The 26,539-nt window shown below is 72.1% G+C and carries 20 protein-coding genes and 2 pseudogenes; 2 read left to right on the top strand and 20 right to left on the bottom strand.

Translation table 11 applies throughout. The features are described 5' to 3' along the window. Nucleotides 1–114 precede the first annotated feature (114 nt). From HNQ79_RS13420 to fmt, 7 genes and pseudogenes are all read right to left on the bottom strand, one after another. Nucleotides 115–1,650: a sensor histidine kinase gene (locus tag HNQ79_RS13420; protein ID WP_185030534.1), complete on the bottom strand. Its 1,536-nt coding sequence runs from the start codon at nt 1,648–1,650 to the stop codon at nt 115–117. A 108-nt stretch (nt 1,651–1,758) separates the two neighbouring features. Continuing rightward, a pseudogene (locus HNQ79_RS13425) lies at nt 1,759–2,286 on the bottom strand (LuxR C-terminal-related transcriptional regulator); the annotation flags it as partial. A gap of 174 nt (nt 2,287–2,460) precedes the next feature. Beyond that, nucleotides 2,461–3,903 (bottom strand): GuaB1 family IMP dehydrogenase-related protein, encoded by a 1,443-nt coding sequence (locus HNQ79_RS13430; RefSeq protein ID WP_185030540.1) that lies wholly within the window; start codon nt 3,901–3,903, stop codon nt 2,461–2,463. A 260-nt stretch (nt 3,904–4,163) separates the two neighbouring features. Further along, entirely contained in the window at nt 4,164–5,177 is a 1,014-nt protein-coding gene (locus HNQ79_RS13435) for a sugar-binding transcriptional regulator (protein WP_185031096.1), read from the bottom strand. A 150-nt stretch (nt 5,178–5,327) separates the two neighbouring features. Then, on the bottom strand, nt 5,328–6,014 hold the full coding sequence (rpe, locus tag HNQ79_RS13440; RefSeq protein WP_185030543.1) for a ribulose-phosphate 3-epimerase: 687 nt from the start codon (nt 6,012–6,014) through the stop codon (nt 5,328–5,330). Nucleotides 6,015–6,280: 266 nt separating this feature from the next. Continuing rightward, nucleotides 6,281–7,759 carry an RsmB/NOP family class I SAM-dependent RNA methyltransferase gene (locus HNQ79_RS13445; RefSeq protein WP_185030546.1) on the bottom strand — a complete coding sequence of 493 codons (1,479 nt, stop codon included), beginning with the start codon at nt 7,757–7,759 and terminating at the stop codon, nt 6,281–6,283. A 34-nt stretch (nt 7,760–7,793) separates the two neighbouring features. Then, entirely contained in the window at nt 7,794–8,735 is a 942-nt protein-coding gene (gene fmt, locus HNQ79_RS13450) for a methionyl-tRNA formyltransferase (RefSeq protein WP_185030549.1), read from the bottom strand. A gap of 293 nt (nt 8,736–9,028) precedes the next feature. Here fmt and HNQ79_RS13455 point away from each other — a divergent pair, with 293 nt between their 5' ends. Further along, a complete protein-coding gene (locus HNQ79_RS13455) occupies nt 9,029–9,670 on the top strand; it encodes a hypothetical protein (RefSeq protein WP_185030552.1) in 642 nt (213 codons plus the stop codon). Nucleotides 9,671–9,728: 58 nt separating this feature from the next. Here HNQ79_RS13455 and HNQ79_RS13460 read toward each other — a convergent pair whose 3' ends face one another. After that, entirely contained in the window at nt 9,729–11,900 is a 2,172-nt protein-coding gene (locus HNQ79_RS13460) for a primosomal protein N' (RefSeq protein ID WP_185030555.1), read from the bottom strand. A gap of 64 nt (nt 11,901–11,964) precedes the next feature. Beyond that, nucleotides 11,965–12,558, bottom strand: a complete 594-nt coding sequence (locus HNQ79_RS13465) for a TetR/AcrR family transcriptional regulator (RefSeq protein WP_229923568.1) — start codon at nt 12,556–12,558, stop codon at nt 11,965–11,967. A gap of 36 nt (nt 12,559–12,594) precedes the next feature. Between HNQ79_RS13465 and HNQ79_RS13470 the strand changes: the two are divergent. Next, nucleotides 12,595–13,572 (top strand): annotated as a pseudogene (locus HNQ79_RS13470) (DMT family transporter); the annotation flags it as partial. 187 nt (nt 13,573–13,759) lie between these two features. Here HNQ79_RS13470 and metK read toward each other — a convergent pair. The 11 genes from metK to HNQ79_RS13525 form a co-directional block, all read right to left on the bottom strand. Then, on the bottom strand, nt 13,760–14,968 hold the full coding sequence (gene metK, locus HNQ79_RS13475; RefSeq protein ID WP_185030562.1) for a methionine adenosyltransferase: 1,209 nt from the start codon (nt 14,966–14,968) through the stop codon (nt 13,760–13,762). Nucleotides 14,969–15,215: 247 nt separating this feature from the next. Beyond that, nucleotides 15,216–16,442: a bifunctional phosphopantothenoylcysteine decarboxylase/phosphopantothenate--cysteine ligase CoaBC gene (gene coaBC, locus HNQ79_RS13480; protein ID WP_185030565.1), complete on the bottom strand. Its 1,227-nt coding sequence runs from the start codon at nt 16,440–16,442 to the stop codon at nt 15,216–15,218. Between the two features lie 103 nt (nt 16,443–16,545). Beyond that, nucleotides 16,546–16,818, bottom strand: coding sequence for a DNA-directed RNA polymerase subunit omega (gene rpoZ / locus HNQ79_RS13485; protein WP_003970369.1), 273 nt, complete (start codon nt 16,816–16,818; stop codon nt 16,546–16,548). Nucleotides 16,819–16,899: 81 nt separating this feature from the next. After that, nucleotides 16,900–17,493: a guanylate kinase gene (gmk, locus tag HNQ79_RS13490; protein ID WP_185030567.1), complete on the bottom strand. Its 594-nt coding sequence runs from the start codon at nt 17,491–17,493 to the stop codon at nt 16,900–16,902. 96 nt (nt 17,494–17,589) lie between these two features. After that, nucleotides 17,590–17,913 carry an integration host factor gene (locus HNQ79_RS13495; protein WP_014157387.1) on the bottom strand — a complete coding sequence of 108 codons (324 nt, stop codon included), beginning with the start codon at nt 17,911–17,913 and terminating at the stop codon, nt 17,590–17,592. Between the two features lie 257 nt (nt 17,914–18,170). Further along, nucleotides 18,171–19,004, bottom strand: a complete 834-nt coding sequence (gene pyrF, locus HNQ79_RS13500) for an orotidine-5'-phosphate decarboxylase (protein ID WP_185030569.1) — start codon at nt 19,002–19,004, stop codon at nt 18,171–18,173. Beyond that, the gene (locus tag HNQ79_RS13505; protein WP_185030571.1) at nt 19,001–20,110 is read right to left on the bottom strand and encodes a quinone-dependent dihydroorotate dehydrogenase; all 1,110 of its coding nucleotides are present in this window, start codon (nt 20,108–20,110) and stop codon (nt 19,001–19,003) included. The genes pyrF and HNQ79_RS13505 overlap by 4 nt, the downstream gene beginning before the upstream one ends. An 86-nt stretch (nt 20,111–20,196) precedes the next feature. Next, the gene (gene carB, locus HNQ79_RS13510) at nt 20,197–23,508 is read right to left on the bottom strand and encodes a carbamoyl-phosphate synthase large subunit (RefSeq protein WP_185030584.1); all 3,312 of its coding nucleotides are present in this window, start codon (nt 23,506–23,508) and stop codon (nt 20,197–20,199) included. Next, entirely contained in the window at nt 23,501–24,637 is a 1,137-nt protein-coding gene (gene carA / locus HNQ79_RS13515; RefSeq protein ID WP_185030586.1) for a glutamine-hydrolyzing carbamoyl-phosphate synthase small subunit, read from the bottom strand. The genes carB and carA overlap by 8 nt, the downstream gene beginning before the upstream one ends. Beyond that, nucleotides 24,634–25,254 carry a PH-like domain-containing protein gene (locus HNQ79_RS13520; protein ID WP_185030588.1) on the bottom strand — a complete coding sequence of 207 codons (621 nt, stop codon included), beginning with the start codon at nt 25,252–25,254 and terminating at the stop codon, nt 24,634–24,636. The genes carA and HNQ79_RS13520 overlap by 4 nt, the downstream gene beginning before the upstream one ends. Next, nucleotides 25,251–26,537 carry a dihydroorotase gene (locus HNQ79_RS13525; protein ID WP_185030590.1) on the bottom strand — a complete coding sequence of 429 codons (1,287 nt, stop codon included), beginning with the start codon at nt 26,535–26,537 and terminating at the stop codon, nt 25,251–25,253. Before HNQ79_RS13525 ends, HNQ79_RS13520 begins: the two co-directional genes overlap by 4 nt. Nucleotides 26,538–26,539: the final 2 nt, after the last annotated feature.

Raw genomic sequence — 26,539 nt, forward strand, 5'->3', positions numbered from 1 at the left:
CAGCGCAAGGGCGCGTGTACCCGCAAGGCCGCAGGACATTCGTGTTCACGCACCGCGAATTTATTCCACACCGGTTTCGCTGCGCGGCTTACCGGCTCTCCCCTTCCTCGATCATCACAAATCCGGCACAACCCCCCGGGACACCAGTCTCCCACCGGAAAAGCACAATCGGTACGCCTCGTCCGACATCAATCGCGTGTGGAAGTACGCGCACTGCGCACCCGGTGGCTCCTCCGGCGCGCCTTCGGGCGCCCCGTCCCGGTCGAACACCGGTAGCCGCTCGGCCACTTCTTCCCTCGTCTCCCCCACCCGCAGCCCGTCGAACCCCTCCCGGTCCAGAACCGACAGGGCGGAGCTGGTCAACGAGACGGGGAGGAGCACGACGCAGATCCCGGCCAGCACCGCGAGCGGGGCGAGCACGGCCTGCCTGCCGCTGCGCCGCACCCGCTTCCGGGCCCGCTGCAACTCCCGTACGGACAGTGAGTCCTCGACGGCCCCCCGCTCCCGCGCCACGGCCCCCTCCACCGCCGGCAGCCGGGCGTGCACCTCGAACCCGCCGTCCGCCACGGCGCCGGCCCGCAGGGTGCCGCCCGCGAGCCGTACCCGCTCGTCCAGCCCGACGAGGCCGGCGCCCCCGGAGGCGAGCCCGGGGGACGGGGCGCCGCTGCCCGCGGGCCCGTTGGCGACCGTGACCCGCAGGGTGTCGCCGTCCCGCGCGGCCTCGACCCGGATCGGCGCCCCCGGCGCGTGCTTCGCGGCGTTGGTCAGGGCCTCCTGCAGGACCCGGTGCACGGCGGGCCCCACCATGGGCGGCAGCCCGTCCCACTCGCCCCGTTGCTCCAGTGCGACGTCGAGACCCGAGGACCGGGCCCGTTCGACCACCGCCTCCGGGGTCTCCGCCGCGCCCTGCACCGTGCCGTCCACAGCCTCGTCCGTGCGCAGGACGCCGATGATCTCGCGCAGCCGCCCCGTCGCGTCGGCGGCGGCCTCGCGCAGTTCCCCGACGGCTGCCTGTTGCCGGGCGTCCAGGGAGCGGTCCACCTCAAGGGCCGCCGCCCGTACGGCGAGCAGGGTCAGGTCGTGGCCGAGGGAGTCGTGCATGTCGCTCGCGATGCGGGCCCGCTCACGCATCCGCGTCCGGTCGGCGACTGCCCGCTGCTCGCGCTCCATGCGGTCGGCGAGCCGCCAGCCGGACCGGACGAGTTCGGCGTACTGCCGCCACCAGCGGCCCAGCAGCCACGGCAGTCCCACCGTGAGCAACAGCATGAGCAGCTGCGAGGGCCAGGACCACAGGTCACGCCCCAGCACGCACACCGGCAGGCCGGCTGCCGCCGTCGCCCCGAAGAATCGCGCCGCCGCCCGGACCTCCCCCGCCCGCACCCCGGCGAGGAAGGCGAAAGCGGTCAGCGCGGGCAGGAACGGCAGCGTGAGCAGCTCGACGTCGTGGGCGAGGTTCAGCGCCAACGGCACGACCAGTACGCCCAGCGGCCACCGCCTGGCCGCCGCCACCGCAAGGGCGAGCAGCGGAACGCCGACGGCCGCCATCAGGGCCGCCCTGCCGCGCAGGGCGTCGGCGGCCATGACCGGCGGCGCGCTCACCGCGAGCCACAGCCCCAGGTCGTACCAGCGGGCTCGCACTCTGTCGTCCATGCGCCCCAGCTTTGCTGATCCTCCGGCCCGCCGCAGCCCACCAAAGCAGCCTCCGGCCGGGCCTGTTGGGGGCACCGCTGCGGTACGGGCGCTCCGAGGCGCCGGCCCTCACGTCTGCGGGACGAGCCCCGCCTCGTACGCCAGGATCGCCGCCTGCACCCGGTTCCGGAAGTCGAGCCGGGCCAGGATCTGGCTGACGTACGCCTTCACCGTCCCCTCCACCACGTGCAGCCGCCGTGCGATCTCCGCGTTGGAGAGGCCCTCGCCGACCAGTGCGAGCACCTCGCGTTCCCGTACGGTCAGTCCCTCGATCCGGGCGCGGGCCGTCGCCCGCTTGCCCAACTGTCCCGTCCCGAGGTGGGAAATGACGCGCCGCGCGACGCTCGGCGAGAGGTACGCGCCGCCCCCGGCGACCGCCTGCACTCCGGCGATCAGCTCGCGGGGGTCGCCGGACTTAAGGACGAATCCGGCGGCCCCCGAACCGAGCGCGCTCGCGATGTACTCGTCCTCGGAGAACGTCGTGAGCATCATGACGGCGGTCTGCGGCAGCACCCGCCGCAGTTCCTCGGCGGCCCCGAGCCCGTCCAGTTTGGGCATCCGGATGTCCAGGAGGCAGACCTCGGGGCGGTGGCCCCGCCCCGGTCTCCCCCGCAGGCTACCGGGCGCCCACACGAAGAGGCCCGTCCCCCGGCGGGGACGGGCCTCTTCCGGAACCGCGGAGCCGTCCGTGACGTGCGGCGTGGCCGGGCGGACGCGGGCCGTTCTCCCCCATCCGGGGAACGGCCCGCGCCGGACCGCCCGGGCCGGCGCCTAGCTCCAGCTCGCGTGCAGGGGCTTGCCCTCCGCGTAGCCGGCCGCGCTCTGCACGCCCACGATCGCCTTCTCGGCGAACTCCTCCAGGGAGGCCGCTCCCGCGTACGTGCAGGAGGACCGGACGCCCGCGATGATCGAGTCGATCAGGTCCTCGACGCCCGGCCGGGCCGGGTCGAGGAACATGCGCGAGGTGGAGATGCCCTCCTCGAAGAGCGCCTTGCGGGCCCGGTCGTACGCCGACTCCTCGCTCGTACGGTTCTTCACCGCGCGCGCGGAGGCCATGCCGAAGGACTCCTTGTACCAGCGTCCGTCGGCGGTCTGCTGAAGGTCGCCCGGGGACTCGTACGTTCCGGCGAACCAGGAACCGATCATCACGTTGGACGCACCGGCGGCGAGCGCCATGGCCACGTCGCGGGGGTGCCGTACGCCGCCGTCGGCCCATACGTGCTTGCCGTGCTTCTTGGCCTCGGCGGCGCACTCCATCACCGCGGAGAACTGCGGCCGGCCGACGCCGGTCATCATGCGCGTCGTACACATCGCGCCCGGACCCACACCGACCTTGATGATGTCGGCGCCCGCCTCGATCAGGTCCCGGACTCCCTCGGCGGCGACGATGTTGCCCGCCACGATCGGCACCTGGGGGTCGAGCGCGCGCACGGCCTTCACCGCGGCGATCATCGACTCCTGGTGGCCGTGCGCGGTGTCCACGACGAGCGTGTCCACGCCCGCGTCGAGGAGCTGCTTGGCCTTGCCCGCGACGTCGCCGTTGATGCCGACGGCGGCGGCGATGCGCAGCTTGCCCTGCGCGTCGACGGCGGGCGTGTAGAGGGTGGCGCGCAGGGCGCCCTTGCGCGTCAGGATGCCGGCGAGGCGGCCGTCCTCGTCGACGGCCGGGGCGTAGCGGCGATTGGCCGCGTCGAGGGTGTGGAACGCCTGGCGCGGGTCGATGTCCGCGTCCAGCAGCAGCAGGTCCTTGGACATGACCTCGGAGAGCTGCGTGAAGCGGTCGACGCCGGTCAGGTCCTGGTCGGTGACGACGCCGACGGGCTTCTGGTCGTCGTCCACGACGACGCCCGCGTTGTGCGCCCGCTTGGTCAGCAGGGACAGCGCCTCGGCGACGGTCTGGGTGGGGGCCAGCACGATCGGGGTGTCGAGCACGAGGTGCCGGGTCTTCACCCAGGAGACGACCTCGGTGACGACCTCCATCGGAATGTCCTGCGGGATGACGACGAGCCCGCCGCGGCGGGCCAGCGTCTCCGCCATGCGGCGGCCGGCGATGGCGGTCATGTTGGCGACGACCAGCGGGATCGTGGTGCCGGTGCCGTCGGGCGAGGACAGGTCCACACCCTGGCGGGAACCGACCGCGGAGCGGCTCGGCACCATGAAGACGTCGTCGTACGTGAGGTCGTACGGCGGCTTGAGATCGTTGAGGAAACGCACGCGCGGAACATCCAGTCGTTCGGTGTTGGCCCCGGGGCATTTCAGCCCGGGGGAAAACGCACGTACTTGATTCTCCCACGACTGTCCGGGTTCGCGACCCGGGGGATCCTCCAGGCCGGGGAGCGCCACGTGGGCGGATGCTCCGACGGGGACGCCCGGTCTGCCGCCGGTCGCCCCCCTCTTTCCTGCGTACGGCCCGTGTACGTACGGCCCTTCGCGCGTCCCCCGAGCACCTCACGCGCGTACGGGGCGCGGCCGGTTCAGTCGTCCGGGTCGGACCTGTCCAGGGCGGGACGCGGTGGCGGGCCGCCCGCACCGAGCAGGTAGTCCGCGGCCGCGGTGTCCGTGACCAGGCTGGTGACGAGACCGGAACGGAGCACGGCGTCGATCGCGGCCGCCTTGCGGAGCCCGCCCGCGATGGCCACCACCTCCGGTATGCGCCGGAGCCGGTCCGCCTCGACGGTGATGCAGCGCTCGCCGAGGTCCCGGCCGACCCGGCGGCCCTCCGCGTCGAAGAGGTGCGCGGAGGTCTCGGCCGCGACACCGAGGGACGCGTAGTGGGCGCGCTCCTCGTCGGTGAGCATGTCGTGGACGGTGGAGATTCCCCGCTCCCAGGAGCCGATGGACACGCACGCGACGGTCACCTTGTCGAAGTAGTCGAAGGCGCGCGCGATGCCGGTCTGGTTGCGCAGGGCGGCGGCGGTGGCGGGGTCCGGCAGCAGCATCGGCGCGTAGATGGGGTGCGCCTCGCCGCCGGAGACCTGCGCGGCCCGCCGGACCGCTTCGACGGAGCCGCGCTCGGCCGTCCCCGCGTCGTACACGCCGGTCAGCTGCACGACCGTGCACGGCGGGAGGTGGTGCAGGGCCGCGGCCATGTGAATGGTGGACCGGCCCCAGGCCAGACCGAGTACGTCGCCCTCGTTGACGAGTTCGCCGAGCAGGTCGGCCGCGACCTCGCCCAGGTTCTCCGGATCGGGGGCGTCGTCGGCGGCGTCCGCCGGGGACTCGACGACCACCGCGTGCCGCAGACCGTACCGGGCGCGCAGAGCGTCGGAGCGCTCCGCGTCCAGTTCGGCCGGGACCCGGATCTCGATCCGCACGAGATCGCGCTCCAGGGCGGTCTCCAGGACCCGGGCCACCTTGAAGCGGCTCACGCCGAACTCCTCGGCGATCTGGATCTTGGACTTTCCCTCCAAGTAGAAACGGCGGGCCATGGCCGCCGCCTGCACCAGCTCAGCGGGTCCCATCCGCATGGCCGACCGGCCCGCTGACATCGCAGACACCGCGATCTCCTTACCTCTGCTTCAGGTTCACACAATGGTTCGTCGTTCATCCTGTCAGATGCGACGGACCTTGATCAGCCCTGCGGGCCACGTTCATTTTGCCTTCTTATTACCGTGGCCGTTTCGCCGACGCGGTGCCACTCAGTGGGCGCAGGCCCAGGGAGCCTTCGCGGTGGCCTCGTCGGCCTGGTGGCGGAGCATGCGTACGGCGGCGGCCGGGTCATCGGTGTTGTAGACGGCCGAACCCGCGACGAACACGTCCGCTCCCGCCTCCGCGCACCGCTCGATCGTGGCCGCGGAGACCCCGCCGTCCACCTGGAGCCACAGCTGGAGGCCGTGCTTGGCGATGAGCTGCCGGGTGCGGCGGATCTTCGGCAGCATGATGTCGAGGAAGGACTGGCCGCCGAAGCCGGGCTCGACGGTCATGATCAGCAGCATGTCCAGCTCGGGAAGCAGGTCCTCGTACGGCTCGATCGGCGTCGCGGGCTTGAGCGCCATGGAGGCACGGGCACCCTTGGCCCTGATCTCGCGGGCGGTACGGACGGGGGCCGCGGCGGCCTCGGCGTGGAAGGTCACCGATCCCGCACCCGCCTCCACGTACTGCGGGGCCCAGCGGTCCGGGTCCTCGATCATCAGGTGGCAGTCCAGCGGAATGTCCGTGGCCCTGCTCAGCGACTCGACGATGGGAACGCCCAGGGTGAGGTTCGGCACGAAGTGGTTGTCCATGACGTCGACATGGAGCCAGTCGGCCCCTTCGACGGCCTTTGCCTCCTCGGCGAGCCGGGCGAAGTCCGCGGACAGGATGCTGGGATTGATCTGCGCTGCCATGCCCCAAGCGTGCCATGCCCCACCCCCGCCCCCGCCCCCGGTAGCCCCCTCTGGCCACGAAGCGCCCCCTCGGACGGCGGGGCCGCACGCCGTATCCCCCCGGAGCGGCGGGCCGCCCTACGTCAGCCCCCTTGGGCGGCGGAGCCGCCCCCCGGGGGCGGAAAGGGCGGGCAAGGGGGCGGCCTCCACCGGACGGCGCCCCCACCCCACGCCCCGCCACCCCGACGTACGCCCACGCCCCCGCACGCTCACACCCCGCGCACCCCCTACCCCACCCGCCTCAACACCGCCAGATACATCGCATCCGTCCCATGCACATGCGGCCACAACTGCACATCCGGTCCCTCACCCAGCACCGAAACCCCCGGCATCAGCGGCCGCGCGTCCACCCACTCCACCTCGAAGGGCTCGTTGCCCGCCCCCTTGCCCCGGATCACGTCGTCCACCACGACGCGCGTCTCCGCGAGGTGCGGCGAGCACGTCGCGTACCCGACGACACCCCCGATCCGTACCGCCTTCAGCGCCTGCCGCAGCAGTTCCCGCTGCAGGGGCGCGAAGCCCTCCAGGTCCTCCGGACGGCGACGCCACCGCGACTCCGGGCGGCGGCGCAGCGCGCCGAGACCCGAGCAAGGCACGTCCATCAGCACCCGGTCGAAGGTCCCCGGCAGCCACGGCGGCCGGGTTCCGTCCGCCGTGATGACCTGGTAGGGGCCCGGGTTCCCGGCGAGCGCCTGCTCGACGAGCCGGGCCCGGTGCGGCTGCTTCTCGGAGGCCAGCAGCACCGCGCCCCGCTCGGACGCGAGCGCGGCCAGCAGGGCGGCCTTGCCGCCGGGGCCGGCGCACCCGTCGAGCCACCGCTCGTCGCGCCCCTCGACCGGCGCGTTGGCGAGCGCCGCCGCGACGAGCTGGCTGCCCTCGTCCTGCACGCCCGCGCGCCCGTCCCGCACGGCGTCCAGCGCCCCCGGCTCGCCGCCCTCGGCCATCCGTACCGCGTACGGCGACCAGCGGCCCGGCAGACCGGACTCCTCGCCCAGTACGTCCAGCAGCTCTTCGGTGGTGGAGCGGCCCGGCCGGGCCACCAGGGTCACCTCGGGCCGCTCGTTGTCCGCCTCCAGGAGGTCCTCGATGCCCGCCCGGCCGCCGCCCAGCGCGTCCCACAGGGCGGAAACGATCCAGCGGGGGTGCGAGTGGACGACGGCGAGGTGCTGCTCGGCATCGTCCTCGTACGGCGGAGCGACCTGTTGCACCCAGGTGTCCAGGTCCTGCTTGGAGATCTTGCGGAGCACCGCGTTGACGAACTTGGCCCGTCCCTCGCCGAGCACCACCCGCGCCAGCTCCACGCTCGCCGAGACGGCGGCGTGGGTGGGGATGCGGGTGCCGAGCAGCTGGTGCGCGCCCAGCGCCAGCACGTCGAGAACGGGCGGGTCGACCTCGCGCAGCGGCCGGTCGATGCAGGCCGCGATGACCGAGTCGTACGTGCCCTGCCTGCGCAGCGTCCCGTAGACCAGCTCGGTGGCGAGCGCGGCGTCGCGCCCGTCGAAGCCCTCGTTCTTCTCGCGCGCCTTCCTCAGCAGCGGCGGCAGCACCAGGTTGGCGTAGGCGTCCCGCTCGTCGACGGCGCGCAGGGCCTCGAACGCGAGGAAACGGACGGGGTCCTTCTGGGGCTTGCGGTGCGGCTTGTACGGCTTGCGGGGCCCGCTGTTACCGGCCTTCGCATGGGACTGCCGGGGTTTCTGGTCGCTCACAAGGTGCTCCGCGTGTCGTCAGGGTCGAACCCCCTCAGCGTACTTCCGCCGTGGTCAGCGTCTCCCCGGGGGCGATCCGCACGCCGCGCGCCCAGTCGGCGGCCCGCATCGGCTTCTTGCCCTGCGGCTGCACCCAGAGCAGCTCGACGGCGTGCGAACCGGTCCCGACCCAGACGTTGTTCTTGCCGGCCGCGATCTCGCCGGGTGCGAGGCCGGTCCGGTCGGCCGCCAGCGCCGCCTGCACCAGCTTGAGCCGCTCGCCGCGGAAGACGGTCCACGCGCCGGGGGCGGGCGTGCAGCCCCGCACGACCCGGTCCACGCGCAGTGCGGGCGCGTGCCAGTCGATCCTGGCGTCCTCGACGGTGATCTTCGGGGCGAGGGTGATGCCGTCGGCGGGCTGCGGCACGGGCTTGAGCGTGCCGTCCTCGATGCCGTCCATCGTGGCGACCAGCAACCCGGCGCCGGCGAAGGCCAGGCGGGTCAGCAGGTCGCCGCTCGTGTCGGTCGGCCGTACGTCCTCGGTGATCACGCCGTACACCGGCCCCGAGTCGAGTCCCTGCTCGATCTGGAAGGTCGACGCACCGGTCACCTCGTCGCCCGCCATCAGGGAGTGCTGTACGGGAGCGGCGCCGCGCCAGGCGGGCAGCAGCGAGAAGTGCAGGTTGACCCACCCCTGCCGAGGCACCTCCAGCGCGGCCTTCGGCAGCAGCGCCCCGTACGCGACGACCGGGCAGCAGTCCGGTCCGATCTCGCGCAGTCGTGCCAGGAACTCCTCGTCGCGCGGCTTCACCGGCTTGAGCACCTCGATCCCGGCCTCCTCCGCCCGCTCCGCGACGGGGCTGGCGACCAGTCGCCGGCCGCGGCCGGCCGGGGCGTCAGGCCGCGTGACGACGGCGACGACCTCGTGCCGGGAGTCGATCAGGGCGTCCAGGGCGGGCACGGCGACCTCGGGGGTACCGGCGAAGACGAGCTTCATAGGTGTACGAGCCTCTCGTTCGGGCGGCCGGGAGGGCCGCCGACGGCACTGCCGGGCGGCCGACGGTGGTACGGAATCGGGCAGCGCACCAGTCTATGGGCGCGGCACGGCACCCGCCCGAGGGGGCGTACGCACGTCCGTGCGCCCCGCGCATATGCGGACACGCCCCTGGAGCGTGACCCCAACACCCGGTGGCGCGTTGGTCAAAAGAGATTGACCGAAACGGGTCGCCGCAGCGGCGGCCCCGTCCTTCTTCGTCCTTCTTCATCAACGCCGGTTCGAGAGGCTTTTTCATGGCCGACCACGCAACCCACGACGCCCAAGCGCGGGCCAGCCTGCACCTGTTGGTACGGGACATCGAGCGGGTCCGCCGGCAGGTGGACGCGCTGCGTACCCTCACCGCCCAGCTGGGCAATGTCTACCGCCCGCGTCGCTCCGGCCCCTCCACGGGCTTCGTCGTGTACGGGCGGGCGCCCGCCCCGACCGTCCGCCTCGCGCAGGAACTGCGCGACAGCGTCGAGACACTGGTGACCGCCGCCGTGGACTTCGACCGCTCACTCGGATTCTCGTGGGACGCGGTGGGCTCGGCGCTGGGGGTCACCAAGCAGGCCGTGCACCGCCGTTACGGCGCACGCCGGACCGCGCCCCAGTCCGCCCAGGCCCCCACCCCGGACCTGCACGGCGCGGACCCCGGGTCCGCGCCGCTCGCCGCCCCTGTGGCGGGCCCGTCCGCCGCGAGCACGTCGGCCGGCCCGCTCACCGCCGGGAGCACGGGGACCGGAACCATGGCACCCGCCGCCCCGATCGCGAAGCGGACCGTGCCCGGAGTCCTGCCCGCGGTCCCCGCCGCACGCTCCATGCCGCCTCAGCCGACGGCGGGCGGCCAGTCCCTCCGCGACGAGTCCCGCCCCTTCCCGGCTCCCCGCAACGGCTGACCCCACCGCGTCGCACCCCGGGCCCCTGCCCCACGGCGGGGGCCCGTGCCCCGCACCCTCACCCGATGTCCGGCGGGTCCACCCGGATCCGCACCCCTTCCCCCGGCCCTGCGCTCCCGCCCCGTGCCAGCCGTGCCGCCTGTGCCGCCTTCAGCGCCGCCGCCAGCCCCGCTCCCCGCCCGGGCGGCACCCGTACCAGCGCCCGGTCCCACCGCTCCCCCACCGGTGGGTCCTGCGGACGGCGGGGCCGTCCCGCGTCGGTCACCGGCAGCGGAATGGGCCCCAGCACCTCGGCGTCCTGCGGGAGTTCGGCGACCCGCAGGAACTCCGCGACCTCCTCGGGCTTTCCGCTCACCGCCGCCATCCGCGACACCGGCGGGAAGCCCAGCTCCGCGCGCTCGGCCAGCTCGCGCTGGGCACTGCCCACCGGGTCCCAGCGCACCAGCGCCTGGACGGGCCGCAACGTCGGCTCCGCCATGATCACGACCGTGCCGCCCTGGGCCTGTCCGCGGACGAGCGAGGCCGCCGCGATCCACCGCCGCAGCGCCTCCTCCCCGGCACGCAGGTCGGGCCGTCCGAGCATGGCCCATCCGTCCAGCAGCAGCGCCGCCGCGTATCCGCCCTCGGCGACCGGCTCGGCCCCCGGCGTACTCACCACCAGCGCGGGCACCCCCGGCACCACGTCGAGCACATGGTCCCGCCCCGAGGTCCGCACCGGCACGGCCGGGAACGCCCGCCCCAGCTCCTCGGCGGTCCGCCGCGCTCCCACGATCTGCGCCCGCAGCCGTTGGAACGCGCACTCCGCGCACCGCCACTCCGCCTCCCCCTGTCCGCACCAGCCGCAGTGCAGTTCCCGCGCGTCGGCCGCTTCCAGCGGCCCCGCACAGTGCGTGCACCGAGCGGGCGTCCGGCACCGCTCGCACGCCAGCCGCGGCACGTACCCCCGGCGCGGCACCTGCACCAGCACCGGCCCGGACTTCAGCCCGTCCCGTACGGCCTGCCAGGCGAGGCTCGGCAGCCGTGCGGCCCGCGCCGCACCGTCCCGGGCCAGCTCCAGGTCCCCCACGGTCCGTACCAGCGGGGCCGTCTGCCGAACCACCTCGCGCGAGGCCGTCAACGGCCGGGCCCAGCCGCTCGCCACCAGTTGCGCGGCCTCGACCGTGCAGCTCGTGCTTCCCAGCAGGAAGGCGCACCTGTCCTGCGTGGCCCGCAGTTCCAGCACCTCCCGCGCATGCGGCAGCGGGGCGTGCTGTTCGCTGAGGTTCCCGTCCCCGTCGTCCCACACCACGACCAGACCGAGGTCCCTGACCGGCGCGAACATCGCCGACCTGGTCCCCACCACGGCGCGCACCGCCCCCCGCCGCACGGCCAGCCACTCCCGGTAGCGTTTCTCGGGCCCGGCGTCGGCGGTCAGCACCGCGTGCCGTCCCTCCCCCAGAACCTCGCCGAGCGCCGAGTGCACCCGCTCCACGCTCCGCCCGTCGGGCACCACGACGAGCGCCCCCCGCCCGGACGCGAGCGTCGCCGTGACCGCCCGCGCGATCTCCTCGGCCCAGGAAGGCCCCGGCAGCGCGGTCCACACGGCACGCGGAGCCCCGCCCCGGGCCAGCGATTCCAGGAACGCCGCCCCCTGCTCGTACCGGCCCCAGCTCCCCGTGCCGGGAGGCTCCGGGGCGGGGAGGGCGGCCGGGAACTCCTTCTTCTCCGCCTTCGCGTTCCGCGGCGGGATCGCGAGTTGCAGCACGTCCGCCAGGCTGCCCGCGTACCGGTCGGCCACCGACCGGGCCAGCCCCAGCAACTCGGGGCTCAGCACCGGCTCCGGCGACACCACCTGGGCCAGCGCCGCCAGCGGCCCGTGGTAGTCCGACTCGGCGACCCGCTCGACCAGGAACCCGTCGATCAGCCCGCCGCCCTCCCGCCTCCCGTCCCGCACCCGGTGCGCGCCCGCCCCGAACCGCACGCGCACCCGCACCCCCGGCTGCGCGTCCGCGTCGAGTTCCTCGGTCACCGCGTAGTCGAAGTACCGGTCGAGATGCAGCACGCCCTTGTTGACCATGACCCGCGCGACGGGCAGCTCCTTGGCCAGCGGCGCTCCCCGCCAGGTCCGCGGCTTCGCCTTCGGCACCTGCTTCTCGTGCCGCAGGAACTCCCGCATCAGCGCGAGCTGCTCGGGCGGCCCGTCCTGCGGACCGCCCTGCCCACCACGCTGCCCCTCGTTCTCGCTGCTCACAGCCCCATACCTACCAGACGCCACTGACAGTCGGCCTCCGTCGCCACCGTCGGCGTCCTGCCGCTCAGACGCTCGCGAGCAGTGCGCGTGCCTGCTCCCGCGCACACAGCAACGGCTCAGGGAACACGCCCATTCCGTGTGCGACGAGCCCTCCCTCGTGCAGCAGCAGGAGGGCCCGGCCGAGTTCCTCACGCCGCTCGGGGGCGAGTCCGGCGGCGAGCGTGGTGAACAGGTCGAGCATCCACGCCTTCTGACCGGTCACGACCGGGTGCGCGAGGTGATCGGGACCGCTGAGCTCGGCATGCGCGTTGACCATGCCGCACCCCTTGCCCCCGCGTTCCAGGGCCCAGGCGTGCGAGGCGTCGAACACCGCCAGGACGCGCGCCGCGGGTTCCTCGCCCACCGCTTCCAGCCGCCGGCCCAGGAAGTCCCGCCAGCGCTCGTCCCGGTCCGCGAGGTACTCCACGACCAGCTGTTCCTTGGAGCCGTACCTGTCGTACAGCGTCTTCTTGGTGACTCCCGCCTCGGCGGCGATCCGGTCCACCCCCACCGCGTGGATCCCGTGCGCGTAGAAGAGCCGCCCCGCGGCCTCCAGTACGCGCCGGGAGGCGGGTGTCATCACGATCCGGCGCGGTGTTCCCGCAGCGTCAGCGCCCATGCCCCCACTTTAAACCGATCGGTATAGTCGTCTCACATGACTATACCGATCGGTTTACTGCGAGGCCCTGGAGCGAACCTCCTGCTCTCGGCCGCCTTCGTGCTCTGCTGGAGTTCGGGGTTCATCGGTGCCGCGCTCGACGCGGGCAGCGCATCGGCGGTCACCGTCCTGATGTGGCGCTTCCTGCCGCTGGCGGTGGTGCTGCTGTGCGCCGCCGCCGTCACCGGAAGGGCCTGGCGCGGCCTGGACGCCCGCACCCTCGCCCGGCAGGCGCTCATCGGCGTCCTCTCCCAGAGCGGGTACCTCCTCACCGTGTACTACGCGATCCAGCTGGGAGTCTCCAGTGGGGCCACCGCCCTCATCGACGGGGTGCAGCCCCTCGTGGCCGGCGCACTCGCGGGCCCGCTGCTCGGGGCGTACGTCTCCCGCAGCCAGTGGCTGGGGCTCGCGCTGGGGGCGGGCGGCGTCGTGCTGGTCACCCTCGCCGACGCCGACGCGACGGGCGGCACCGTCGTCTGGTGGGCCTACGGCATCCCGTTCCTCGGCATGCTCTCGCTGGTGGCGGCCACCTTCCTGCAGGGCCGCTCCCGGCGCACGGTGTCTGCGCTGGTGTCGATGACGGTCCACTGCACCGTGAGCGCCGTCGTCTTCACGACGCTCGCGGTGGCAACGGGTGCGGCCGTGCCGCCCGCGGAATCGTCGTTCTGGCTGGCGACCGCCTGGCTCGTCCTGCTCTCCACCTTCGGCGGCTACGGCCTGTACTGGCTGATCCTGCGGCGCTCCGGCATCACCCGGGTCAACACTCTGATGTTTCTGATGGCTCCGGTCACCGCGCTCTGGGGAGCCGCCGCCTTCGGTGATCACTTCGGTCCGCAGACCGCCGCCGGACTGGCGATGGGTCTCGCGGCGGTGATCGTCGTCCAGCGCGGCGAGACCCGCCGCGCCGGGGGCCCGGAACGGCGCCCCGGGCCGGGGGCGCCGTCGGCACCCGACGCATGCTCGGACCGCGGCAGGCCCCCGGCCGCACCGGCCCCGGACGACGGGCGGCGGGGCCCGGCGGTGGCATTCTCCGCACCGTACGGGAAGACGCGAGGGCCCCGGACCGCATCCAGCGGTCCGGGGCCCTCGCGAAACGGAACCGGCGGCGACCCTCAGCCGTACGGGACCCGCAAGCCCGGGAAGTGACCGGGCCGGGCGGGACTCAGACGCCCGCGGCCTGCTTCAGCGCGTCCACGCGGTCGGTGCGCTCCCAGGTGAAGTCCGGCAGCTCGCGGCCGAAGTGGCCGTAGGCGGCGGTCTGGGAGTAGATCGGGCGCAGCAGGTCCAGGTCGCGGATGATCGCGGCCGGGCGCAGGTCGAAGACCTCCGCGATGGCGTGCTCGATCTTGTCGGTGTCGACGGTGGCGGTGCCGAAGGTCTCGACGAACAGACCGACCGGCTCGGCCTTGCCGATCGCGTACGCGACCTGGACCTCGCAGCGGGCTGCGAGGCCGGCCGCGACGACGTTCTTGGCGACCCAGCGCATCGCGTACGCGGCCGAGCGGTCGACCTTGGACGGGTCCTTGCCCGAGAAGGCGCCGCCGCCGTGGCGGGCCATGCCGCCGTACGTGTCGATGATGATCTTGCGGCCGGTCAGGCCGGCGTCACCCATCGGGCCGCCGATCTCGAAGCGGCCGGTCGGGTTGACCAGGAGGCGGTAGCCCTCGGTGTCGAGCTTGATGCCGTCCTCGACGAGCTGCTTGAGGACGTGCTCGACGACGAACTCGCGGATGTCCGGGGCGAGCAGGGACTCCAGGTCGATGTCCGAGGCGTGCTGCGAGGAGACGACGACCGTGTCGAGGCGGACGGCCTTGTCACCGTCGTACTCGATGGTGACCTGGGTCTTGCCGTCGGGGCGCAGGTAGGGGATCGTCCCGTTCTTGCGGACCTCCGAGAGGCGGCGCGACAGCCGGTGCGCGAGGTGGATCGGGAGCGGCATCAGCTCCGGGGTCTCGTCGCAGGCGTAGCCGAACATCAGGCCCTGGTCGCCCGCGCCCTGCTTGTCGAGCTCGTCCTCGTCGCCCTCGACCCGCTTCTCGTACGCGGTGTCGACGCCCTGCGCGATGTCCGGGGACTGGGCGCCGATGGACACCGACACGCCGCAGGAGGCGCCGTCGAAGCCCTTCTTCGAGGAGTCGTAGCCGATGTCGAGGATCTTCTCGCGCACGAGCTGTGCGATCGGCGCGTACGCCTTCGTGGTGACCTCGCCGGCGACGTGCACGAGGCCCGTCGTGATCAGGGTCTCCACGGCGACCCGGGATGTCGGGTCCTCCCGCAGGAGCGCGTCGAGGATCGTGTCGCTGATCTGGTCAGCGATCTTGTCGGGGTGGCCCTCGGTCACAGACTCCGAGGTGAACAGACGACGGGACACAACGCTCCCTGGGGTTGCAGCGGCTGCTGGCTGATCATTGGCGGACCGGCACGGGAGCTGCGCCCGGCATCGGTCCGCCATCACTTTATCGGTCGTGCCTGCCCGCCGGACCACGTGTCTCACCGAATGGGAGTCATGTGATCGGCGGCACTGCATTGTGCAGCACGGCGAGCGATCTCCGCCAGGGGCCGAAAATCCCGCTATTACGGGTTTTGGGGCGTCCGGGGTGAGCGGAGATCTCGCGGCTCTACCGGCGGCTCGGGTCGAGCCGAGGGACGACCAAGTCCCACACGAGGTCCGCGAGAGTGTCCTTGGGGCCGTGCGGCACCGGGGTCTGGGTCCCGTCCGCTCCGAGCACCACGGCCTCGTTCTCCTCCGAGCCGAAGGTCTTGCGCTCCCCCACCTCATTGACGACGAGCAGATCGCAGCCCTTGCGCCGGAGCTTCCTGCGCCCGTTGGCGAGGACGTCGTCGGTCTCGGCGGCGAATCCGACGACGACCTGTCCGGGACGCGGCCGCTCTCCGGTGCCGCCACCGGCGATCTCGGCGAGGATGTCCGGGTTGCGGACCAGGGCGATCGGCTCGGGCTCGTGGCCGTCCCGCTTCTTGATCTTGCCCGTGGCGTAGGTCTCGGGACGGAAGTCGGCGACGGCCGCGGCCATCACCACCGCGTCGGCGTCCGCCGCGGCCTTCAGAACCGCCTCGCGGAGCTGCACCGCCGTTCCTACGCGGACGATGTCGGCGCCGGCCGGGTCGGGCAGCCCGGTGTTCGCCTCGATGAGCGTGACCCGGGCACCACGGGCGAGGGCGGTGCGCGCGAGGGCGTACCCCTGCTTGCCGGAGGAACGGTTCCCCAGAAAGCGCACCGGGTCCAGGGGCTCGCGGGTGCCGCCCGCGCTGACGACGACGTGACGGCCGGAGAGGTCGGGCGCGGCGACCCCGCGGGCCAGTACCCGGCGACACGTCTCGAAGATCTCGGCCGGGTCCGGGAAGCGCCCCTTGCCGGTGTCGACGCCGGTCAGTCGGCCGACGGCCGGTTCCAGGACGACCGCGCCGCGGCGGCGCAGCGTCGCCACGTTCTCCTGGGTCGCTGGGTGCTCCCACATCTCGGTGTGCATGGCCGGGGCGAAGAGGACCGGGCAGCGGGCGGTGAGGAGGGTGTTGGTGAGGAGGTCGTCGGCGAGGCCGTGGGCGGCCTTGGCGAGCATGTCCGCGGTGGCGGGGGCGACGACGACGAGGTCCGCGTGCTGGCCGATGCGGACGTGCGGGACCTCGTGGACGGAGTCCCAGACCTCGGCGGAGACCGGGTTGCCGGACAGCGCCGACCAGGTGGCCGCGCCCACGAAGTGCAGGGAGGCCTCCGTCGGCACGACCCGTACGTCGTGGCCCGACTCCGTCAGCCGGCGCAGCAGCTCGCACGCCTTGTAGGCGGCGATGCCCCCGCTGACCCCCAGGACGACCTTCGGCTTCTCCACAGTCACAGCTCCCCGCATCGGCACACGTACGTACTGGACCCATCACACACCACAGGCCCGACGGGCGTGCCGTCGGGCCTGTGGTGAAGACGCTCTGTTATGCCTACTGCGCGGGGCCCTCGATGGCCTCGGACGTCAGCAGACCCGCGTTGATCTCACGCAGGGCGATCGAGAGGGGCTTCTCGTGGACGTGGGTGTCCACCAGCGGACCGACGTACTCCAGCAGGCCTTCGCCGAGCTGGGAGTAGTACGCGTTGATCTGGCGCGCGCGCTTGGCCGCGTAGATCACGAGGCTGTACTTGGAGTCCGTGGCCTCAAGCAGCTCATCGATCGGCGGGTTGATGATGCCCTCGGGCGTGGTGATGGAAGAGGACACGCTCTACCTTCCGAAAACTTCCGGGACACCCGGCTTCCGGAGAACCGGTCTTCTGGGCCGCCCGAAAAAAGTGGACAAAGATCAAACAACTTCCATCAAGGCTAGCAGCTCACGTGCTACGTCCTCGACGGAGGTGTTGACAAGGGTGGTGTCGAACTCCGCCTCGGCGGCGAGTTCGATCTTGGCGGCGGCCAGTCGGCGCTCGATGACCTCGGACGACTCGGTGCCGCGGCCGGTCAGGCGGCGGACCAGTTCGTCCCAGCTCGGCGGAGCGAGGAAGACCAGCTGGGAGTCGGCGAGCGACTCCTTGACCTGGCGTGCCCCCTGGAGGTCGATCTCCAGGAGTACGGGCTCGCCGGCCTCCAGGCGCTCGGAGACGGCGGCGCGCGGGGTGCCGTAACGATTGCCCGCGAACTCGGCCCACTCCAGCAGTTCCCCGTTGGCGACCAGCTTGTCGAACTCCTCGTCGGAGACGAAGAAGTACTGGACGCCGTGCCGCTCGCCGGGACGCGGCTTGCGGGTCGTGGCCGAGACGGAGAGCCAGACCTCGGGGTGGACCTTGCGCATGTGCGCGACGACCGTGCTCTTGCCGACCCCGGAGGGGCCGGAGAGCACGGTCAGCCGCGGACGTGCGTCCGGGGGTGCGGGGGTCGTCCCCCGGGATGTTGCAGCCATGGAGCGATTATTCCAGCTTCCCGGGCATGCCCGGACCGCGAGTCAACCGCCTTGCGCGAGGACGGGGAGAACCGCCGGGGCGTCCACGGGGGACGCTCAGGCGGCGCTGCCGCCGAACTCCCGCTCCAGGGATGCGATCTGATTGGAGCCCAGACCGCGCACCCGGCGGCTCTCGGAGATGCCGAGCCGCTCCATGATCTGCTTCGCGCGGACCTTGCCGACGCCGGGCAGGGACTCCAGGAGCGCGGAGACCTTCATCTTCCCGATGACGTCGTTCTCCTGGCCCTGCTTGATGACCTCGTGGAGGGAAGCGCCGGAGTGCTTGAGTCGATTCTTGACCTCGGCCCGCTCCCGGCGAGCCGCGGCGGCCTTTTCGAGCGCGGCTGCGCGCTGTTCAGGGGTAAGGGGCGGAAGAGCCACGCCTACGTCACCTCGGATGTCGAACTGTCGGATACGGACCGGTGTGGAGCTAGTAACCCCGCACTCGGTGACCAAACACACGGTGGAGCTGTGTGTTTGCTCTCGTCGGAGACTAGCGGGGATGGCCGCTCCCGTCAGTGAGAACGGACCAAAAGTCCTGGTCAGCCTCAGACGAGCTGGACATTTCCGCCGATACCGACCGAGTTTTTGCCTATGAATTCGTCAACTTGGCACTCGAAGCACTCCCGGCCGGGTGGTCAGGCCGCCGAAACGGCCTCGCGCACCTCGTCCGCGAACCGCTGGGCGGCGTCCCGCAGTCCGCTCGCGCCGGGTCCGTGGCGCAGAACCCCCCGGCTCACACTCGGCACGACGTTGCCGACCGCGGAACCGAAGACTCCGGGCAGATCGGCGGGGGTCGCGCCCTGCGCGCCGATGCCCGGGGCGAGCAGCGGGCCGTTGATCGCGAGGTTCGCGCCCGCGTCGCCCAGCGTCGCGCCGACGACCGCGCCGACGGAGCCCATCGGGTCGGCGCCCGCGTTCTCGGCGGCCATGTGGTCCAGCATCAGCTGGGCCAGCGAGCGGCCGTCGGCCGCGGTGGCGCGCTGCACCTCGGCGCCCTCCGGATTGGAGGTGAGGGCGAGGACGAAGACGCCCGCGCCGTTCGCGGCGGCCAGGTCGAGCGCCGGACGCAGCGAACCGAAGCCCAGGTACGGGGAGACGGTGACCGCGTCCGAGAACAGCGGGGACCCGGGGTCGAGGTAGGTGGCGGCGTACGCGCCCATCGTGGAGCCGATGTCGCCGCGTTTGGCGTCCATCAGGACCAGTGCCCCGGCCGCGCGGGCCTCTTCGACGGCCTTCTCCAGGACGGCGATGCCGCGCGAACCGAACCGCTCGAAGAACGCGGACTGCGGCTTGAGGACGGCGACCCGGTCGGCGAGCGCCTCCACGGCGCTGCGGGTGAAGGTCTCCAGGCCCTTGATGTCGTCGGCCAGGCCCCAGGCGTCCAGGAGGGAGGCGTGCGGGTCGATGCCGACGCAGAGGGGGCCACGGGTGTCCATGGCGGCGCGCAGACGGGTACCGAAGGGAATCATGCGGCGGCCTTCTTCACATCGGCGCCGACGGCCTCGGCGAGGGTCGTGTACGGGCTGTTGGCCAGGCGCGCGGCCAGGCCCTTGTGGATCGCGCGGGCGTAGAACGGACCCTCGTAGACGAAGGCGCTGTAGCCCTGGACGAGGGTCGCGCCCGCGAGGATGCGCTGCCAGGCGTCCTCGGCGTCCTCGATGCCGCCCACCCCGACGAGCACGAGGTCGTCGCCCACGCGGGCGTACAGGCGGCGCAGGACCTCCAGGGAGCGGGCCTTGACGGGCGCCCCCGAGAGACCGCCGGTCTCCTGGTACAGCTCCGGGGAGGACTTCAGGCCGAGGGTTTCGCGGGCGATGGTGGTGTTGGTGGCGATGATTCCGTCCAGGCCGAGCTCCAGGGCCAGGTCGGCGACGGCGTCGACGTCCTCGTCCGCGAGGTCGGGGGCGATCTTGACCAGGAGCGGGACGCGGCGGTCGGTGACGGTGCGGTCGGCTGCCTCCCGTACGGCGGTCAGCAGCGGGCGCAGCGACTCGGCGGCCTGGAGGTTGCGCAGGCCGGGGGTGTTCGGGGACGACACGTTCACGACGAGGTAGTCGGCGTGGGCCGCGAGGCGCTCGGTGGAGGTCACGTAGTCGGCGACCGTCTCCTTCTCCGGTACGGCCTTCGTCTTGCCGATGTTGACGCCCACGGTGGCCCTGAAGACGGGGTTGCGGGCGGCCAGGCGGGCGGCGACCGCCTCGGAGCCCTCGTTGTTGAAGCCCATGCGGTTGATCAGCGCGCGGTCGGCGACCAGACGGAAGAGACGCTTCCTGGGGTTGCCGGGCTGCGGCTGGGCGGTGACGGTGCCGATCTCGATGTGGTCGAAGCCGAGCATCGTCATGCCGTCGATGGCGACGGCGTTCTTGTCGAAGCCGGCGGCCAGGCCGAAGGGGCCGTGCATGCGCAGGCCCAGGGCCTCGGTGCGCAGCTCCTTGTACCGGGGCGCGAGGGCTGCGGCGACGAAGGTGCGCAGGACCGGGACGCGGGCCGCCAGGCGGATCCAGCGGAAGGCCAGGTAGTGGGCCTTCTCGGGGTCCATCCGCTGGAAGACGAGCTGGAAGAAGAACTTGTACACGGGACGCCTCCGGGCGCGTGGTGGGGAGAAGAGGGCTCGCGAAGAGGGGGACACCGGATGCTCCCGGTGTCCCCCTCGCCAGCGACTCAGTCCTCGCGGGCCGCGGTCAGCCGTTCCGCGTGTTCCTGGAGGGAGCGGACCCCCACGTCGCCGCGGTTGAGCGCGTCGATGCCCTGCACGGCGGCGGCGAGCGCCTGGACCGTGGTGAGGCAGGGCACGGAGCGGGCCACGGCGGCAGTGCGGATCTCGTAGCCGTCGAGTCGGCCGCCCGTGCCGTACGGGGTGTTGATGATGAGGTCGACCTCGCCGTCGTGGATGAGCTGGACGATGGTCTTCTCGCCGTTCGGGCCCTCGCCCTCGGACTGCTTGCGCACGACGGTGGCGTTGATGCCGTTGCGCTTGAGGACCTCGGCGGTGCCGGAGGTGGCGAGCAGCTCGAAGCCGTGGGCGACGAGTTCGCGCGCCGGGAAGATCATCGAGCGCTTGTCCCGGTTGGCGACCGAGATGAAGGTGCGGCCCTTGGTGGGCAGCGGGCCGTACGCGCCGGCCTGCGACTTGGCGTAGGCGGTGCCGAAGACGGAGTCGATGCCCATGACCTCGCCGGTGGAGCGCATCTCCGGGCCGAGCACGGTGTCGACGCCGCGTCCGTGCATGTCGCGGAAGCGGCTCCACGGCATCACGGCCTCCTTGACGGAGATCGGCGCGTCGGGCGGCAGCGTGCCGCCGTCGCCGGTCTTCGGCAGCATGCCCTCGGCGCGCAGCTCGGCGACGGTGGCGCCCAGCGAGATGCGGGCGGCGGCCTTCGCCAGCGGCACCGCGGTCGCCTTCGAGGTGAAGGGGACGGTGCGGGAGGCGCGCGGGTTGGCTTCCAGGACGTAGAGGATGTCCCCGGCCATGGCGAACTGGATGTTGATCAGCCCGCGCACCCCGACGCCCTTGGCGATGGCCTCCGTGGAGATCCGCAGCCGCTTGATGTCGAAGCCGCCGAGGGTGATCGGGGGCAGTGCGCAGGCCGAGTCGCCGGAGTGGATGCCGGCTTCCTCGATGTGCTCCATGACGCCGCCGAGGTAGAGCTCGTGGCCGTCGTAGAGGGCGTCGACGTCGATCTCGATGGCGTCGTCGAGGAAGCGGTCGACCAGGACCGGGCGGTCCGGGCCGATCTCGGTGGACTCCTCGATGTACGAGGAGAGCCGGGTCTCGTCGTAGACGATCTCCATGCCGCGGCCGCCGAGCACGTACGACGGGCGCACCAGCACGGGGTAGCCGATCTCGTCGGCGATGGCCTTGGCCTCGTCGAACGTGGTCGCGGTGCCGTGCTTGGGGGCGGGCAGACCGGCCTCGGCGAGCACGCGGCCGAACGCGCCGCGGTCCTCGGCGGCGTGGATGGCCTCCGGCGGGGTGCCGACGACGGGGACGCCGTTGTCCTTGAGCGCCTGGGCGAGGCCGAGGGGGGTCTGGCCGCCGAGCTGGACGATGACGCCGGCGATCGGGCCCGCGAGGGACTCCGCGTGGACGATCTCCAGCACGTCTTCGAGGGTGAGCGGCTCGAAGTACAGGCGGTCGGAGGTGTCGTAGTCGGTGGAGACGGTCTCCGGGTTGCAGTTGACCATCACGGTCTCGTACCCCGCGTCGCTGAGCGCGAAGGAGGCGTGGACGCAGGAGTAGTCGAACTCGATGCCCTGGCCGATGCGGTTCGGGCCGGAGCCCAGGATGATCACGGCGGGCTTCTCGCGGGGCGCGACCTCGGACTCCTCGTCGTACGAGGAGTAGAAGTACGGCGTCTTCGCGGCGAACTCGGCGGCGCAGGTGTCGACCGTCTTGTAGACCGGGCGCACGCCCAGCGCGTGGCGGACCTCGCGGACGACGTCCTCGCGCAGGCCGCGGATCTCGGCGATCTGGACGTCGGAGAAGCCGTGCCGCTTGGCGTCGGCGAGCAGCTCGGGGTCGAGCTTGTCGGCGGCGGCGAGCTCGACCGCGTACTCGTTGATCAGGAACAGCTGGTCGACGAACCAGGGGTCGATCTTCGTGGCGTCGAAGACCTCCTCCTGGGTGGCGCCGGCCCGGATGGCCTGCATGACGGTGTTGATGCGGCCGTCGGTGGGGACCTTGGAGATTTCGAGCAGTTCGGCCTTGTCGCCGGGCTCGCCGACGAAGCTGAACTGGCTGCCCTTCTTCTCCAGGGAGCGCAGCGCCTTGTTGAGCGCCTCGGTGAAGTTGCGGCCGATGGCCATGGCCTCGCCCACCGACTTCATGGTGGTGGTGAGGGTGGCGTCGGCGGCCGGGAACTTCTCGAACGCGAACCGCGGGACCTTGACGACGACGTAGTCGAGGGTCGGCTCGAAGGAGGCCGGGGTCTTCTCGGTGATGTCGTTGGGGATCTCGTCCAGCGTGTAGCCGACGGCCAGGCGGGCGGCGATCTTGGCGATCGGGAAGCCGGTGGCCTTGGAGGCGAGCGCCGAGGAGCGGGAGACGCGCGGGTTCATCTCGATGACGATGATGCGGCCGTCGTCGGGGTTGACCGCGAACTGGATGTTGCAGCCGCCGGTGTCGACGCCGACCTCGCGGATGATGGCGATGCCGATGTCGCGCAGCCGCTGGTACTCGCGGTCGGTCAGCGTCATCGCCGGGGCGACGGTGATGGAGTCGCCGGTGTGCACGCCCATCGGGTCGAAGTTCTCGATGGAGCAGACGACCACGACGTTGTCGTTCTTGTCGCGCATCAGCTCCAGCTCGTACTCCTTCCAGCCGAGGATGGACTCCTCCAGGAGCACCTCGGTGGTCGGGGAGAGCGTCAGGCCCTGTCCTGCGATGCGGCGCAGTTCCTCCTCGTTGTGGGCGAAGCCGGAGCCGGCGCCGCCCATGGTGAAGGAGGGGCGGACGACGACGGGGTAGCCGCCGAGCGTGTCGACGCCCGCGACGACCTCGTCCATGGTGTGGCAGATGACCGAGCGGGCGGACTCGCCGTACCCGATCTTCGCCTTGACGGCCTCGACGACGCCCTTGAAGAGGTCGCGGTCCTCGCCCTTGTTGATGGCCTCGACGTTGGCGCCGATCAGCTCCACGCCGTACTTCTCCAGCACGCCCTGCTCGTGCATGGAGATCGCGGTGTTGAGCGCGGTCTGGCCGCCGAGGGTCGGCAGGAGGGCGTCGGGGCGCTCCTTGGCGATGATCTTCTCGACGTACTCCGGGGTGATCGGCTCGACGTACGTGGCGTCGGCGATCTCCGGGTCGGTCATGATCGTCGCGGGGTTCGAGTTGACCAGGACGACCCGCAGGCCCTCGGCCTTGAGGATGCGGCAGGCCTGGGTGCCGGAGTAGTCGAACTCCGCGGCCTGGCCGATGACGATCGGGCCGGAGCCGATGACCAGGACGGACTGGATATCGGTGCGCTTAGGCACGCTGGCCCTCCATGAGCTCTACGAAGCGGTCGAACAGGTACGCGGCGTCGTGCGGACCCGCTGCTGCCTCGGGGTGGTACTGGACGCTGAAGGCCGGCTGGTCGAGGAGCCGCAGGCCCTCCACCACGTTGTCGTTCAGGCAGACGTGGGAGACCTCCGCCCGGCCGTAGGGGGTGTCGGAGACCTTGTCGAGGGGTGCGTCGACGGCGAACCCGTGGTTGTGCGCGGTGATCTCCACCTTGCCGGTGGTGCGGTCCTGGACCGGCTGGTTGATGCCGCGGTGGCCGTACTTGAGCTTGTACGTGCCGAAGCCGAGCGCCCGGCCGAGGATCTGGTTGCCGAAGCAGATGCCGAACAGCGGGGTCTTCCTCGCCAGCGCCGCCTTGATGACGGTGAGGTCGACGGTCGACGGGTCGCCGGGGCCGTTGGAGAGGAAGACGCCGTCGGGGTCGACGGCGTACAGCTCCTCGGCCGTGGCGCTCGCGGGCATCACGTGCACCTCGATGCCGCGCTCGGCCATCCGGTGCGGGGTCATGCCCTTGATGCCGAGGTCGATGGCGGCGACGGTGAAGCGCTTCTCACCGATCGCGGGGACGACGTAGGTCTCCTCGGTGGCGACCTCCGCGGAGAGGTCGGCGCCCTTCATCTGCGGGGCCTGCTGGACCCGCGCGAGGAGCGTGGCCTCGTCGGCCAGCGCCTCGCCGGAGAAGATGCCGACGCGCATGGCGCCGCGCTCGCGCAGGTGGCGGGTGAGGGCGCGGGTGTCGATGCCGGAGATCCCGACGACGCCCTGGGCGCTCAGCTCGTCGTCCAGGGTGCGTCGCGCGCGCCAGTTGGACGGGACGCGGGCGGGGTCCCGTACGACGTAGCCCGCGACCCAGATCTTCTTCGACTCGTCGTCCTCGTCGTTGACGCCGGTGTTGCCCACGTGCGGGGCGGTCATCACGACGACCTGACGGTGGTAGGAGGGGTCGGTGAGGGTTTCCTGGTAGCCGGTCATGCCGGTGTTGAACACCGCCTCGCCGAAGGTCTCCCCCACGGCCCCGTAGGCGCGGCCGCGGAAGCTGCGGCCGTCCTCCAGGACGAGTACGGCGGGAGCCTGGCCGGCTCCCCGGGTGGAGATCGTCATCGTGCGGTGCCTTCCGTAGTGCCTGCGGTCTTCATGGAGCTGTCTGTCGTGGAACTGTCTGTCGTGGAGCTGACGGTCATGGAGTTGATGGCCTCGACCCAGGCCCTGTGCTCGGCGGCCCTGTCGGAGCGGAAGCCGGAGTCGATCTGCCTGCCGCCGTGTTCCCAGGTGACGACCAGGAGGCCGCCCTCCGCCAGGACCTTTCCGGCGATGCCCTTGTCGAGGCGGGCCCCGACGAGCTGGGCGCGGGGTACGAAGAAGTCGTCCGCCCCGGGCCGTACGACGTCCATGCCCTGGTCGGTGAGCGTCAGCTCGACCCTGCTGCGGGTGCCCAGACCCCGTGCCACGATCCGGTCGAGCCACTGCCCGGCGGTCGTGGACCCGTGGTACCGGCCACTTGTGCTCAGCTTCGCCGCACCGGGCCCGGTCGGCGATTCGGGGAGGGGCGGCAGGTCCGACTGGAGGGTGCCCCGCCACTTCCAGCCCTGGCGCATCAGCCAGTACACGAAGGCCACGAAGAGCAGCAGGCCGACCACCCAGGCGATGCGTGCGCCCCAGTCGGTCACCTCCGCCGACTTCTTCTCGGCTTCGATTGCCAGCACAGTGAGAGTTGTCACGCGAGTTTCCCGTCCACGACCGTTGCCCGGCCCCGCAGGAAGGTGTGGGTGACGCGTCCCGGCAGCTCGCGCCCCTGGTAGGGGGTGTTGCGGCTGCGGGAGGCGAAGCCCGCGGGGTCCACCTGTCCACGGTAAGCGGCGTCGACGAGGGTGAGGTTCGCGGGTTCGCCCGCCGCGACGGGGCGGCCGTGGCCCTCCAGCCGTCCGATGACGGCCGGGGCGTACGACATGCGCTCGGCGACACCGGCCCAGTCGAGCAGCCCGGTCTCCACCATCGTCTGCTGGACGACGGACAGCGCGGTCTCCAGGCCCACCATGCCCATGGCGGCGGCGGCCCACTCGCAGTCCTTGTCCTCGTGCGGGTGCGGGGCGTGGTCGGTGGCGACGATGTCGATCGTGCCGTCGGCCAGCGCCTCGCGCAGCGCCATGACGTCCTTCTCGGTGCGCAGCGGCGGGTTGACCTTGTAGACGGGGTTGTACGAGCGGACCAGCTCGTCGGTGAGCAGCAGGTGGTGCGGGGTGACCTCGGCCGTCACGTCGATACCGCGCGACTTCGCCCACCGGACGATCTCGACCGAACCGGCGGTCGACAGGTGGCAGATGTGCACCCGCGAGCCGACGTGCTCGGCGAGCAGCACGTCGCGCGCGATGATCGACTCCTCGGCGACGGCGGGCCAGCCGCCGAGTCCGAGTTCCGCGGAGACGACGCCCTCGTTCATCTGGGCGCCCTCAGTGAGGCGGGGCTCCTGGGCGTGCTGGGCGACGACGCCGCCGAAGGCCTTCACGTACTCCAGGGCACGGCGCATGATCACGGCGTCGTCGACGCACTTGCCGTCGTCGGAGAAGACCTTCACGCCGGCGGCGGAGTCGTGCATCGCGCCGAGCTCGGCGAGCTGCTTGCCCTCCAGGCCGACGGTAACCGCGCCGATGGGCTGCACGTCGCAGTAGCCGGACTCCTGGCCGAGCCGCCAGACCTGCTCGACGACGCCGGCGGTGTCGGCGACGGGGAAGGTGTTGGCCATGGCGAACACGGCGGTGTAGCCGCCGGAGGCGGCGGCGCGGGTGCCGGTGAGGACGGTCTCGGAGTCCTCGCGGCCCGGCTCGCGCAGATGGGTGTGCAGGTCGACGAGGCCCGGCAGCAGGATCTTGCCCTCGGCCTCGACGACGGTCGCGTCCCCGGCTTCGAGCCCGGTACCGACCTGAGCGATCGTCTCGCCGTCGATCAGTACGTCCTGGGCCTCGCCGCCCAGCACCTTCGCACCACGGATCAGGGTCTTGCTCATGA

This window comes from Streptomyces candidus, assembly GCF_014207445.1.
Taxonomy (GTDB): Bacteria; Actinomycetota; Actinomycetes; order Streptomycetales; family Streptomycetaceae; genus Streptomyces; species Streptomyces candidus.